Source organism: Aeromonas sp., from assembly GCF_051657805.1.
Taxonomy (GTDB): Bacteria; Pseudomonadota; Gammaproteobacteria; order Enterobacterales; family Aeromonadaceae; genus Aeromonas.
The window spans coordinates 817,295-829,726 of the sequence record NZ_JBOFLJ010000024.1 but is presented as its reverse complement, the minus strand read 5'-3'; the positions used below and the strand labels follow the sequence as shown (position 1 = coordinate 829,726).

Below are 12,432 nucleotides of genomic sequence, written 5' to 3'. Positions count from 1 at the left end.
TGGGGCGGCCTTGCTCTACAGCTAAATTATGCGCCGACCAGTTCCAGCGCATCGTGGGCGATGACCCACTCTTCGTTGGTCGGGATGACCAGGGCCTTGGTGGAACCAGCCTTGGTGATCTCGCCACCCTTACCGAAGCGTGCCTTCAGGTTCGCGTCGTGGTCGACGTCGAAGCCCAGCAGGCCCAGCTTGTTCAGGGTGATCTCACGGATCGGGGCGGAGTTCTCGCCGATGCCGCCGGTGAAGACGACGGCGTCCAGGCGACCATCCATGGCTGCGGCGTAAGCGCCGATGTACTTGGCCAGGCGGTAGCAGTAAACGTCCATGGCGCGCTTGGCTTCTTCTTTGCTGTCGTAGTTGTCTTCAACGAAACGGCAGTCGGAGGTGACTTCGGTCAGACCCTGCAGGCCGGATTCCTTGGTCAGCATGGTGTTGATCTCGGCCACGCTCATGCCCAGCTTGTCGTGCAGGAAGAAGATGATGGCCGGATCGATGTCACCGGAACGGGTACCCATCACCAGGCCTTCCAGCGGGGTCAGACCCATGGAGGTGTCGACGGACTGGCCGTTCTTGATGGCGCAGACGGAACCGCCGTTGCCCAGGTGGCAGTTGATGATGTTCAGCTCGGACACCGGCTTGTTCAGCTGCTTGGCGGCTTCCAGGCTGATGTAGTAGTGGCTGGTGCCGTGGGCGCCGTAGCGACGGATGCCGTTCTCTTTGTAGAGCTTGTACGGCAGGGCGTACAGGAAGGCTTCTTCCGGCATGGTCTGGTGGAAGGCGGTGTCGAACACGGCTACGTTCTTCTCGGCCAGCTCCGGGAACACCTTCAGCGCGGCACGGATGCCGATCAGGTGAGCCGGGTTGTGCAGCGGCGCGTACGGAATGGCGGCTTCGATGCCGGCGATCACGTCGTCGGTGATGCGAACGGAAGAGGTGAACTGCTCACCGCCGTGAACCACGCGGTGGCCGATGGCGATCAGGTTCTTGGACAGCTCCGGGTTGAGCGGCAGGATCTTGTGGACGATGAAGTCCAGCGCTTCCTGGTGAGCGGCACCGGCACCCAGATCGGCATTGCCTTTCTCGCCGTTCAGCTTCCACTTGATGCGGGCGTCGTCGAGGTTGAAGCATTCGGCCAGGCCGGACAGCAGGTCATCACCGGTGGTTGCGTCAATGACAGCAAACTTCAGGGACGAGCTGCCACAGTTAAGAACAAGAACCAGCTTACTCATGAATAAATCCTATCGCAGATTGGGTTGGGTTGGAGGATGCGCCGGACGCGGTGCGTCCAAAAACTTTCAACTTATCCTTATGAGGGTTGGCAATCTGTTGCTTGCCCCTTGTATAGTGATACAAGACCCGAGATCCAGACGTCCCTGACAGGCCAGCAATGATAGTGTGCTGGCGTAAAAATTGGGCGTACAAAGGATAACCTGATTGTTGAAAAATAACAAAGTATCCTCAACCTTTGTTATTGCCCCTCAAAAAATGTCGAGGTTTTGCCGTTAATGCGTTCAAAAAGAGCTCGGAGGTAGCATGAGCATGAACATTTTTGGAACTAAATTACAGCAAGGCCGTCATTATATGACTCTTTGGCCGCGCCGTCCCGAGCTTAATTCCATGTTTCCGGAGAACAGGGTGATCAAGGCGACCGAGTTCGCCCTCAAGATCATTCCGGCCCTCGCCGTGCTCAGCGTCATGGTGCAATTCCAGTTCGGCGAGCAGCACTACTGGCCCTCCGTCATGGCGTCCGTGTTCTTCCTGCTCAGCTTGCCCCTGCAAGGCTACTACTGGCTCGGCCAGCGTGCCGGCACCCGGCTGCCACCCTCCCTCGCCAGCTGGTATCGGGAGATCAACGGCAAGATGAACGAGCAGGGGGGACGCCGTCAGCTGGTGGCGCAGCCTCGTTACGAGGAGCTGGCCGATACCCTGAGCGCCGCCTTCAAGCTGCTGGACAAATCCTTCCTCTACGAGTGAGGGCGTTAACCCGGTAAGGGGATAGACCCGGCCTCTGCGAATGAGGTTTCATCATTGCCAAAAGGCGCCCATGGGCGCCTCTGTCGTGTCTGGCCTCAGGCCGCCAGCACCTTGCCGATCTCCTGGATGGAGAGCTTGTACTGACGGGGGCACTGACGCCAGGCCGCCAGCATGCGCTGATATTTGTCGCGCATGGCGATGTCGCTGGAGAGCTCGTCGCAGGGGCAGGGCAGCTCGGGGAAGCGCTTGTCCACTTCCAGCAGGAAGCAGACATAGTCCGCCAGCTCCCGCTCCTGGCTGCGGCTGTAACCGTTGAAGGTCAGCCGGCTGGCGTTGATCTCGGCTTGGGCGGCGGTGTCCAGATTGCCCCAGGAGATGGCCAGGGCGTGATGCATCTCCAGGGTGTCGATCACCTCCTGACAGGTGGCCAGATCCAGGTGGCCGAAGCTCTTCTCCAGCTCGAGGATCTGCAGGCAGTAGCCCCGCTCGACTATGGTACTGGCCCGCTGGTAAAACGCGGCCTTTTCCGGATTGAGTTTGGCCAGGATCTCGTACTGATTGCTCAGGATCAGGCGTTCGGTATGGCTCATGTTCATGGGCTGTCTCACTGGAAAATGAATCTGGGGCCACGTTAACCCATATTCAGGATGAATTTTTTGATCTGGCAGGGGAGGTTGGCGAGAAAAGCGGGACAGAGGGCGCTGGCGTTAACCCGGGTTGGTTAATTAATTGTCGCCGGCACGGCTTGCATTTTGGGGCGGGTCGGCAAAAATGGAAGCGTCATTTGGCCCATGCCAGAGGACCCACCACCAAGGCACCTCACAGGGTGCAAACCATCGAAAATGATCCCGCCGCGGCCTCGGGCCAGCAGGTGAGACGGGGCAGCCATCCGCTCGCCCCCTGTCTGATAAAAGACGGCTTCTCGAAGACGAAGCGCACCAATCAAGAGGGCCTGCATCTGCAGGCCCTCTTTTCATCCGTCTCTACCCTGTGTGAGTGATTCAAGCCTCAGCGGATTGGCCTTTCACCAGGTTGAGCACCACCTGGTGGTGATCGCTGGTCTTGAACTTGTCGAAGCGATGGCTGACCTTGCCCTCCTCATCGATGAGGAAGCTCAGGCGGTGGATGCCGTCATACTCCTTGCCCATGAACTTCTTGGGGCCCCAGACGCCGAACGCATCGGCAACCGCGTGATCCTCGTCCGCCAGCAGGCGGAAGTTCAGGCTGTCGCGCTCCTCGAACTTCTTGAGGCGCTTGGCCGGATCCGGGCTGATGCCGAGCACCTCCACATTGAGGGCGGCCAGTTCGGCGTTGACGTCCCGCAGGCCGCCAGCCTGGGTGGTACAACCCGGGGTCATCGCCTTGGGGTAGAAATAGATGAGGACCTTCTTGCCGCGCAGGGAAGAGAGGCTGACCGGGTTGCCGTCCTGATCGGGCAGTGAAAAGTCGGGGGCCTGGGTACCGGCTTGTAAGGGTTGCATGGGATCTCCTCGGATAAGCGCCCTCAGGCGTATTTGTGGTTGACGAGAAATTCGAAGGACTCGGCCCCGAGCTCACGACAGAAGTCGGCGAAGGCCGTCTTGGAGCCTGCTTCTTCCCCCTGCTTGGCCAGATTCAGCTGAAAGCTCGCCTTGAGCAGGTTGAATGGCTGTTGTTCAAGGGTGATGGTCTGCATGGCCTGGATATCCCAGCCGTGATCGCTGAAGAACTGGGTGCACTGGCTGACGATGCCGGGCTGATCCCGGATCAGCACATCGGCGCTGGCGCTGATGTCGTATTGCAGGGAGTGGTGGCGCTCGGTGCGCTTCATCATGGTGATGAGATCCCACTCCTGGCTGCGCAGCGGCAGGCTGATCTCGAGTTGCATCAGGCTGTTCCAGTCACCGGACAGCAGCATGATGAAGGTAAATTCGTTACCAAAAATGCCAAGACGGCTGTCGACAATGTTGCAACCGCAGCCACTGACGTGGCGGGTAACCTCATTGACGATGCCAGGCCTGTCCGTGCCGATGGCCGTTACGACCAGGTAATGAGTCATAAATCGTCTCTCGTCCATTATTGCGAATGCGGTGGCAGCGAGCGTCCTGGGTGGGCATGGCCGTCGAATCCCTCGCCATGTCCTGCTCTCCTGCATCATTTTTAGGCCGGATGGTAACACGGCTTGTCCCTTGCCTCCCTTGTTTTTCAAAGGGGGCAGCTTTACCATAACGCCCCTGAAAATCGGGAGAAAAATCCATGTTACGCGGTAGTATTGTTGCGCTCGTTACCCCCATGCTGGCCTCGGGTGAAGTCGACTGGTCCAGTCTGGCGGCCCTGGTCGATTACCACGTCGGCGCCGGTACCACGGCCATCGTTGCGGTGGGCACCACGGGGGAATCGGTCACCCTGAGCGAGGCGGAACACATCGCCGTTGTGGAAAAAACCGTGGAATTCGCCGCCGGCCGCATTCCCGTCATCGCCGGTTGCGGCTCCAACAACACGGCCCACGCCATCGCGCTCTCCAAGCGCTTCGCCGACAGTGGCGTGGTGGCGGGTCTCTCGGTTACTCCCTATTACAACAAGCCCACCCAGGAAGGTCTCTATCGTCACTATTGTGCGATCGCCGAGGCTAGTGGTCTGCCCCAAATTCTCTATAATGTGCCCGGTCGCACCTGCTGCGATCTCAAACCGGAGACCGTGGCCAGGCTGGCCAGGGTGCCTGGGATCATCGGCCTGAAAGAGGCCACCGGTGATCTCGGCCGGACCCCGCTGCTGCGTGAACTGTGCGGGCCGGAGTTTGCGCTTTATAGTGGCGATGATGCCAGTGGTTGTGATTTTATGCTGCAAGGGGGCGATGGAGTCATCTCCGTCACTACCAACATTGCGGCGGCCCAGATGGCCGACATGTGTCGTGCTGCGCTGGCCGGTGATGCCGGGCGGGCTCATGACATCAACAATCGATTGATGCCGTTGCATCAGACTCTGTTCTGCGAACCGAGTCCCATCCCGGTGAAGTGGGCCTGTGTCCAGCTGGGATTGATGGCGACGGCGACCTTGCGTCTGCCGCTGACCGACCTCACCCCAGAGGGCGAACAGGCGATGGCGCGAGCACTGACGACTGCGGAGTTGATGGCGAGTGTTTAAAGCAAATGGAAAGGGAAATGCAGCACGTCTGGTGCTGAGTGTGGCGACCGTTGCCGTGTTGGCAGCCTGTAGCTCACCCCAGGATCGCAAGATGGCCAACCGTGGTTTCGAGTATGAAGAGAGCCGCCTCGAAGGGCGTGCCTTCCTCGTGCCTGCCGGTTTGAGTGCCCCCGCCTTTAACAGCAATTTCGACATCCCGGCCCTGCCCGAGAGCAGCCGTGAGGGAGCCATCGGCGCCAAGGTCGACGTGCGCCCGCCGGCCCAGCTGCTGACCGTGGTGCCCGGCAGCCAGATCGTGACTACCGCCAACCCCGGCGAGCCGACCCTGGCCTTCTATGCTCTCAGCACCAGCCAGAGCGTGGAGCGCGATACCTGGGCCTTCCTGATGAACTTCCTGGCGCAGCACAAGGTGACCACCGAGAAGCTGGATCAGCAGGCCGGCGTGCTGCAGACCGGCTGGTTTGACAACACCGCCGCCCTCGATGGCTGGGGCGAAGATGACGATGACTTCAGCATTCGCCAGCGCTACCAGTTCACCCTGCGCAACGACACCCAGCGCCATGCCGTCAACATGTCGGTACGGGTGCTTGATCACGAAGAGACCATAGACGGCGAGACCAGCAAGGAGCTGACCACCGCCGATGCCCAGCGCTACGCGACCCGGGCCCTGAACCAGTTCTCCCTCTACTACGACAAGCAGCTCAAGGCCCGCGAACAGCACAAGAGCAGCGATGGCATGGGCATGGAGCTGGGTCTGGACAACAACGATCTGAGCGCCTGGATCGTGGACGCCTCCTTCGAGCAGGTATGGCGTCGCCTGAACCAGGTGCTGCCGGGCTACGGCTTCACCATCAAGGACACCCAGCAGTCACTTGGCTGGATCGATGTCGAGTATGACGAGCCGGGCGCCGATTTCTGGAAGGCCAAGGGCGCCGAGCCGTTCAAGCTGGAGGAAGACAAGTACCGCTTCCAGCTCGGGGAAATGGCGGGGGGCAAGACCTCCATCACCCTGTTCGACAAGGACAAGAAACCGGTGGCATCCGGGGTCATCTCCCAGATGTACATCAGCCTGTCCGAGGCGTTCGCCAAGGGCCAGGCCGATCAGGCAGCCGCAAAAGCAGATTGAAAACAGGGGCCCAGTGCCCCTGTTTTGTTACATGGATCCCGCTAGTCAAGGGGCCTTGCGCCCCTGTGTTATTACGCCCACAACAGGAAGTGTTACCCATCATGAGTCTTGCAGATCAAGTATTGGCAGTGAACGACGATTTGCCGATCCGCACCGATAAACCCGTCCATTCCGGCAAAGTGCGCAGCGTCTACTGGCTGACCCAGGCCGACAGCGCCCGCCTCATCCGGGAGAAAGGCTATGATGTGCCGGCCGATGCGCCGCTCGCCATCATGGTGATCAGCGACCGCATCTCCGCCTTCGACTGCATCTGGCAAGGTGTGGACGGGCTGAACGGGGTGCCGGGCAAGGGCGCCGCCCTCAACGCCATCTCCAGCCACTGGTTCAAGCTGTTCAAGGAAAAAGGATTAGCCGACAGCCACATCCTGGACATCCCCCATCCCTTCGTCTGGATAGTGCAGAAGGCCCGTCCCGTGATGATCGAGGCCATCGCCCGTCAATACATCACAGGCTCCATGTGGCGTGCCTACCAGGATGGCGAACGCGACTTCTGCGGCATCCGCCTGCCGGAAGGGCTGAAGAAGGATCAGAAGCTGCCAGAGATCCTCATCACCCCCTCCACCAAGGGGATCCTCAAGGGGCTGGACGGGGTGCCGGAAGCCGACGACGTCAACGTCTCCCGCGCCGATCTGGAGCGTCACCATCAGGCCTTCGGTTTCCGCTCCCCGGCGGACATCGACCGCTACGAGGCGCTGCTCAAGGAAGGCTTTGCCGTGATAAGCGAAGCCTTGGCCGAGCGGGATCAGGTCTTCGTCGACACCAAGTTCGAGTTTGGCTACGTCCAGGACGCCGCCGGCAACGAGAAGCTCATCTACATGGATGAGGTGGGTACCCCCGACAGCTCCCGCATCTGGGACGGCGCCGCCCTGCGGGAGGGGCAGATCGTCGAGAAGTCCAAGGAAGGGTTCCGCCAGTGGCTGCTTAACCACTTCCCGGAGCCGGACATACTGCTCAACAAGAATCGCATGCCGGAGCGTTTCGCCCTGGCCCGGGACAACAAGCTGCCCACCGAGGTGATGATGGACATCTCCCACACCTATGTGGGGATCGCCGAGAAGGTCATCGGACACCAGCTGGCACGCAGCGCCAACCCGAAGCAGGAGATCATCGAAGTCCTGCGCGAGCAATACGGTCTGATCGACTGAGCGCTGTTTTCTTTATCGCCAAAAAACAAACGTTTGCCGGCGGCAGGCTGCGGCTCTCGTCCGTGACGCCAACACAAACGGGCCCCATCGCGGGGCCCGTTTTTATTGTCTGGCGCTGCTCTCGAGTCAGCCGTTGACCCTGAACACCTGGCCGCTCTGCACCCCCAGCACGGACTTCTTGTAGGCCTGGGCCACCCGGGCGGCGGGCACGGGCACGAAGCCCGGGAAGAAGTCGGCGTACTTGTCCATGGACTCCTCCAGCACGGTCGGGCTGACCACGTTGATGCGCAAGCCTCTTGGCAGCTCGCAGGCGGCGGCCCGCACGAAGTGCTCGATGGCGCCGTTGATGGTGCTGGCGCTGACCCCCCAGTTGATGGGCTCCTCGCTCAGTATGCCGCTGATGAGGGTGATGGAGCCGCCGTCGTTGAGGTGCGGGATGGCGGCGCGAACCAGCCGGATCTGGCCCATCAGCTTGCTCTCGAGCCCTGTCTGCCACTGTTCGTCCGTCATCTCGGGGAAGGGGGCGAAGGCGACGTTGCCGCTGGCCACCACCAGGGCATCGAACCGTCCTGTGCCCTCAAACAAGGCGGCGATGGAGGCGCCGTCCGTCATGTCGACCAGGGCGTCGCCCTGGCTGTGGCCGACCCGGATCACTTGATGATCCCGGGCGAGCAGTTCGCTGACGGCGGATCCGACGGTGCCGGAGGCACCCACAATTACGATTTTCATCTTGGAGACTCCTGTTTGGGATATTGATGATTCTAGTCGCCACAAACAGAAGAAAAAGCGCTTAATATGAACGTATTGTTTCCATATTGGAGCTAATAAATGGACATCACCCACCTGGCCAGCTTCTATGAGGTGGTCAAGCAGGGCAGCTTCTCCGCCGCTGCCGAGGCGCTCGAGGTGAGCAAGGGAATGCTGAGCCGCCATGTCAGTGCGCTGGAGGCGTCTCTCAACGCCCAACTGTTGCAGCGCACCACCCGCCGTCTCAGCCTGACGGAGGCGGGCAAGACCCTCTATCTGCAGGCGGGTCAGATCTTCGCCCTGGCCCAGCAGGCGGAGCAGGAGATCCAGGCCCTGACCGAGGAGGACAGTGGCCGGCTGCGCTTCACCTGCCCGGTCAGCACCGGCGATCGCATGGTGAGTGAGCTGCTTGCCCGCTTCGCCGCGCTCTGTCCCGGGGTGGAGGTGGAGCTCAACTTCACCAACGTTATGATCGACATGAGCCAGGGGGAGAACGACATCGCCCTGCGGGCCATGAGCCAGGTGCCGGACAACCTGGTGGCCCTGCCCCTCGGCCGCTTGAAGGATGTGGTGGTGGCCAGTCCCGCCCTGCTGGCGCGGGAGGGGGCGCCGGCCAGCCCCTATGAGCTGGTGGGTCGCACCTGCCTGCTGCAGGATCATAATCCCGCCTGGGAGCAGTGGCTGTTTCGCCGGGGCGGGGAGGAGGCGCTGATCCCGGTGCAGGGCAAGGTGCGGGCCAACCACTACAGCACATTGTTGCAGCTGGCCCGTGCCGGCATGGGCTTCGCCAAGTGCCCGCTGATGCTGGTGGAGGCCAGCCTGGCCCGGGGGGAGCTGGTGGCCGTGCTGGACGAGTGGCAGACCGGGTTGCACCCGCTGCACGTGCTGCACGCCCAGCAGCGGCGGGTGCCGCGCAAGATCCGCCTGTTCAAGCAGGTGCTGGCCCAGTGGTTTGCCGAGCGTCCCCACTATCTGCTCCGGTGAGCCGAGGCCGGGCCGTTATTTTTCTGTCATATCTGACTGCTACCCTGCGCCATCATAGCTATTCAAGAGAGGCAGGGAATGAAGCGTCATCAGGTGTGGGTTGGGATCATGCTGCTGTGCGGCGGCGCGGCGCAGGCCGAGGTCAGGGTCGAGGTACCGGAGAATTTCCAGATCCTGGCGGTGAGCGCCGGCAAGGTGCAGGACGAGCGCCGTGCGGTGCTGGCGGACGGCACACAGCAACTGCTGGTGCGTTTTGAGGGGGTGATCCCGAGCCGTACCAGCAGCGACAACGACAAGGTGATCCGCTCCGAGCCCCAGGTCATTCGCTACGAGGCCAGCGGTCAGTCCCTGCGACTGCTGGGCAGCGCCCCCGGGGATGAGGCGGGAATGGAACGCTACGCCAGGGAGCCCCAGGTACGCCTGCAAGGGGGCGATCAGGCCGTCGCCCTGGTGCAGGACCAGCTGGTGGTCAACGGGGTGCAGATCGGCATGGACTGGCCGGCCCGGCTGGCGGAGTACAACCGCGGTGGGGGCAAGGCGGTGCTGGCAAGCACGGTGGCAGCCACGGCCGCGGTGGCCCCGACCCAGACTGCGGCTCAGGCGCCGGCCGTGCCCGCCAGCGAGCTGGAGGGCCAGTTGCAGCGGCTCTTCCTGCAGGCGGACCCCGAGCTTCGCAAGCGTTTCATCGGTTGGGCCGTTCCCCGCCTTTAAGTTTGTCCCCGGTTGCAGTAACGTGGGCGGCTCATCCGATCTGCCCGCTTCGAGGTTCCGAATGTTCGAACTGCATCCCCGCCTGCTGGCGGATACCCAGTCCCTCGGGGATCTGCCCCTCTGCCGCGTCCTGCTCGCCAAAGACAGCCAGTATCCCTGGCTCATCCTGGTGCCGCGCATCGCCAACTTGCGGGAGATCCATCACCTGCCGCCGGCCCAGCAGCAACAGCTGATGCAGGAGTCCTGCGCCGTTGCCGCCTTGATGGAGCAGGCGCTCACTCCCGACAAGATCAACGTGGCGGCGCTCGGCAACCTGGTTCCCCAGTTGCACCTGCATCATGTGGCCCGTTTCGGAACGGATCCCGCCTGGCCTGGCCCCATCTGGGGAGCCCACCCCGCCGTGCCATATAGTGCGCAAGATTTGCAGCGGGAGGCCGATAACTGGCGAGCCCGCTTGGCCACCCTGAGTGGATTCGCTCCGCTTCAAGGCTGATAAACAGCTCAACTGAGAGGCGGCTCGCGATTTTGATGTCGGGATCATCTGATGTGCTAGGGCGATGCTCCGCCCTGTGCTGACATGGGTGATGAGAGCGACAACCCCATTTTTCGATTCAGCAGGAAGGTTCCATGATAGTGACAAGATCCGAGGATGACGCCGTATTGACCACAGAGGATGTGCTGCTGAGCCTGTGCAACTCGGTGACGAGCGTATTGAGTGCGGCGAGCCAGAGCCAGGTGCGCTTCTCCGGCATGGTGCAGCGGATCAGCAAGACCTGCCTCAAGCCCGACATCGGCTGCTTCGTGCTGTTCGATGGCGGCTTCTCCGGGCTGGTGGTGATCAACTTCTCCGCGGCGGCGGCCATGGAGCTGTACCAGAGCTATATGCTGAGCATGGGGCTATCGAAAGAAGATCTCGCCATCTCCCACACGGCCGACGAGGTGAGCAACGTCATGGGCGAGCTGATGAACCAGATCGTCGGTAGCTTCACCGGCAAGGTGGGCCGCGAGTTGCAGACCCACATCACCCAGAACCAGCCCAAGATGCTGGCCTTGAACAAGCAGGTGATGCTGAGTGTGGACACCAACCTCGACAACCCGGAGACCCGTCGGGTCACCTTCTTCACCGCCAGCAACAACATCTTCTATCTGGAGCTGGCCATGGACAAGACTGAGTTTATCCGGATCCATGATGGCGGGGTGCAGGAGGAGGTCGATCCGGACGAGTTGATCGCCCAGGCCAAGCAGGCGGCGGCCAAGCCGGCCCCGGCTGCCGTCCCCGCCAGCAACGATCACGATGATCTGCTGAACTCCCTCGGTCTGTAAGAGACCGGCGAAGACAACAAGGCCACCCTGGGGTGGCCTTGTTTTTAGCGTGGATACAGGCTTAGAAGTTGTAGAGCAGGCCCGTGCTGAGGGCGCTGGTTCGGGTGTCGTAGAAGTCGATGTCGGAGTCTGCCTGGTTGTAGGAGGCGGTGATGACGCCGGTGAGATCCTTGATCCCCAGCAGGCTGTGCCAGAAGAAGGTGCCAGTCAGAACCATCTCGTTGGCATCGGCGCGCTGGCCGAAGAGAGGGTTCACCTCGTCGTAGTCACGCTTGCCCAGATAGCCGTTGCTGACGAAGGACCACTGGGGACCGCGCTTGGCATAGGTCAGCTGCAGGCCGGTGTTCTTGAAGCTCTCGGCGCTGCCATCGAGCTTGGCCTGCTTGTAGAGGATGGCGGGCTCCAGCACCTGGCCATCGCCGAAATGCCACTGGTAGGAGAGCTCCATGTCGTGGATCTTGCCGTTGCGATTTAGCACGGGGGCATAGCTGGTGCCGTGGCGCTGATCGTACTGTTGACCGCTGTGCTCCTCGTCCAGTTCCACCTCGCGGGTGGTGATGCTGCCGTTGAAGTTGCTGCCCCAGATCTTGTCCCAGGCAAAACGCACCCCTTTCGACTTGGCATCGGTGGAGCTGCGATCCACCCCGGTGGCGTACGGGTCGCTCCACAGCTCGACCGGCATGACGTTGAACACCAGGGAGCCGGCCACTATGCCCTTGTCTCCCATCTCCTGACGGATCCCGAACTGCTGGGTGAAGTCGAAGCGCACGGCGTCCTGGATCAGGTTGCCGAGGAAGACCTGGGTACGGGTATCGGCGAAGGTGTAGCGGATGTCGGCATTGATCAGCGGCGCCAGCTCGCTCTCGCTCTCGGGGGAGCCCAGGTTGTCGATGCGGCTCTTGCTGTCTCCGCCGGCGTAGAAGTTGGATTCGTGGCTGCTGGCGGTGACGCCGCCGAGCAGGAAGCCGGACCAGCCGGACTCCTTGGGAATGGCGCCCAGATCGGCGTGCGCGGCATTGGCGACCAGCAGGCCCAGGCCCAGCAGGATGGGATTACGCATCGGTAGACTCCGTGGAATAGATGTAATGCGATGAGTCAGCCCCGTGTGTTAGCTGAACCAGAGCTGACTGAAATCAGGCGGCATGCTACAGCGCTTTGCTGAACTGGAGCTGACTAACTCATGGCCGGCATGCTACCCCAATGAGAGTGTGACGTTAATCAATAATTTAAACTGCGACC

The 12,432-nt window shown here is 61.5% G+C and carries 14 protein-coding genes; 8 read left to right on the top strand and 6 right to left on the bottom strand.

Features of this window, described 5'->3' with window-relative positions:
* Positions 1 to 26: 26 nt before the first annotated feature.
* Positions 27 to 1,229 (bottom strand): acetate kinase, encoded by a 1,203-nt coding sequence (locus tag ACRCYW_RS12825; RefSeq protein ID WP_438550463.1) that lies wholly within the window; start codon positions 1,227 to 1,229, stop codon positions 27 to 29.
* A 304-nt stretch (positions 1,230 to 1,533) separates the two neighbouring features.
* Between ACRCYW_RS12825 and yfbV the strand changes: the two genes are divergently transcribed.
* A complete protein-coding gene (yfbV, locus tag ACRCYW_RS12820; protein ID WP_438550462.1) occupies positions 1,534 to 1,974 on the top strand; it encodes a terminus macrodomain insulation protein YfbV in 441 nt (146 codons plus the stop codon).
* A gap of 95 nt (positions 1,975 to 2,069) precedes the next feature.
* On the opposite strand, the gene ACRCYW_RS12815 is transcribed toward yfbV, so the two are convergent.
* The 3 genes from ACRCYW_RS12815 to ACRCYW_RS12805 form a co-directional block, all read right to left on the bottom strand.
* Complete coding sequence (locus tag ACRCYW_RS12815) at positions 2,070 to 2,570, bottom strand: YfbU family protein (RefSeq protein ID WP_438550461.1); 501 nt, start codon at positions 2,568 to 2,570, stop codon at positions 2,070 to 2,072.
* A 405-nt stretch (positions 2,571 to 2,975) separates the two neighbouring features.
* On the bottom strand, positions 2,976 to 3,455 hold the full coding sequence (bcp, locus tag ACRCYW_RS12810) for a thioredoxin-dependent thiol peroxidase (RefSeq protein WP_438550460.1): 480 nt from the start codon (positions 3,453 to 3,455) through the stop codon (positions 2,976 to 2,978).
* Between the two features lie 23 nt (positions 3,456 to 3,478).
* The gene (locus ACRCYW_RS12805; RefSeq protein ID WP_438550459.1) at positions 3,479 to 4,012 is read right to left on the bottom strand and encodes a glycine cleavage system protein R; all 534 of its coding nucleotides are present in this window, start codon (positions 4,010 to 4,012) and stop codon (positions 3,479 to 3,481) included.
* 197 nt (positions 4,013 to 4,209) lie between these two features.
* Here ACRCYW_RS12805 and dapA point away from each other — a divergent pair, with 197 nt between their 5' ends.
* The 3 genes from dapA to ACRCYW_RS12790 all read left to right on the top strand — a co-directional run bounded on the left by dapA (position 4,210) and on the right by ACRCYW_RS12790 (position 7,428).
* Positions 4,210 to 5,097: a 4-hydroxy-tetrahydrodipicolinate synthase gene (gene dapA / locus ACRCYW_RS12800; protein ID WP_438550458.1), complete on the top strand. Its 888-nt coding sequence runs from the start codon at positions 4,210 to 4,212 to the stop codon at positions 5,095 to 5,097.
* Complete coding sequence (bamC, locus tag ACRCYW_RS12795; RefSeq protein ID WP_438550457.1) at positions 5,090 to 6,223, top strand: outer membrane protein assembly factor BamC; 1,134 nt, start codon at positions 5,090 to 5,092, stop codon at positions 6,221 to 6,223. The genes dapA and bamC overlap by 8 nt, the downstream gene beginning before the upstream one ends.
* A gap of 101 nt (positions 6,224 to 6,324) precedes the next feature.
* Entirely contained in the window at positions 6,325 to 7,428 is a 1,104-nt protein-coding gene (locus ACRCYW_RS12790; protein ID WP_438550456.1) for a phosphoribosylaminoimidazolesuccinocarboxamide synthase, read from the top strand.
* A 126-nt stretch (positions 7,429 to 7,554) separates the two neighbouring features.
* Here the strand turns inward: ACRCYW_RS12790 and ACRCYW_RS12785 are convergent, their stop codons facing one another.
* Positions 7,555 to 8,157, bottom strand: a complete 603-nt coding sequence (locus ACRCYW_RS12785) for a short chain dehydrogenase (protein WP_438550455.1) — start codon at positions 8,155 to 8,157, stop codon at positions 7,555 to 7,557.
* A 99-nt stretch (positions 8,158 to 8,256) separates the two neighbouring features.
* On the opposite strand from ACRCYW_RS12785, the gene ACRCYW_RS12780 reads away from it, so the two are divergent.
* The 4 genes from ACRCYW_RS12780 (at position 8,257) to ACRCYW_RS12765 (ending at position 11,193) form a co-directional block, all read left to right on the top strand.
* Positions 8,257 to 9,159, top strand: a complete 903-nt coding sequence (locus tag ACRCYW_RS12780) for a LysR family transcriptional regulator (RefSeq protein WP_438550454.1) — start codon at positions 8,257 to 8,259, stop codon at positions 9,157 to 9,159.
* A 78-nt stretch (positions 9,160 to 9,237) separates the two neighbouring features.
* Positions 9,238 to 9,870 (top strand): DUF2057 domain-containing protein, encoded by a 633-nt coding sequence (locus ACRCYW_RS12775; protein ID WP_438550453.1) that lies wholly within the window; start codon positions 9,238 to 9,240, stop codon positions 9,868 to 9,870.
* A 61-nt stretch (positions 9,871 to 9,931) separates the two neighbouring features.
* Positions 9,932 to 10,363 (top strand): HIT domain-containing protein, encoded by a 432-nt coding sequence (locus ACRCYW_RS12770; RefSeq protein WP_438550452.1) that lies wholly within the window; start codon positions 9,932 to 9,934, stop codon positions 10,361 to 10,363.
* 134 nt (positions 10,364 to 10,497) lie between these two features.
* Entirely contained in the window at positions 10,498 to 11,193 is a 696-nt protein-coding gene (locus tag ACRCYW_RS12765; RefSeq protein ID WP_438550451.1) for a DUF3334 family protein, read from the top strand.
* Positions 11,194 to 11,254: 61 nt separating this feature from the next.
* Here the strand turns inward: ACRCYW_RS12765 and ACRCYW_RS12760 are convergent, their stop codons facing one another.
* The gene (locus tag ACRCYW_RS12760; protein ID WP_438550450.1) at positions 11,255 to 12,253 is read right to left on the bottom strand and encodes a DUF2860 family protein; all 999 of its coding nucleotides are present in this window, start codon (positions 12,251 to 12,253) and stop codon (positions 11,255 to 11,257) included.
* Between the last annotated feature and the right edge of the window lie 179 nt (positions 12,254 to 12,432).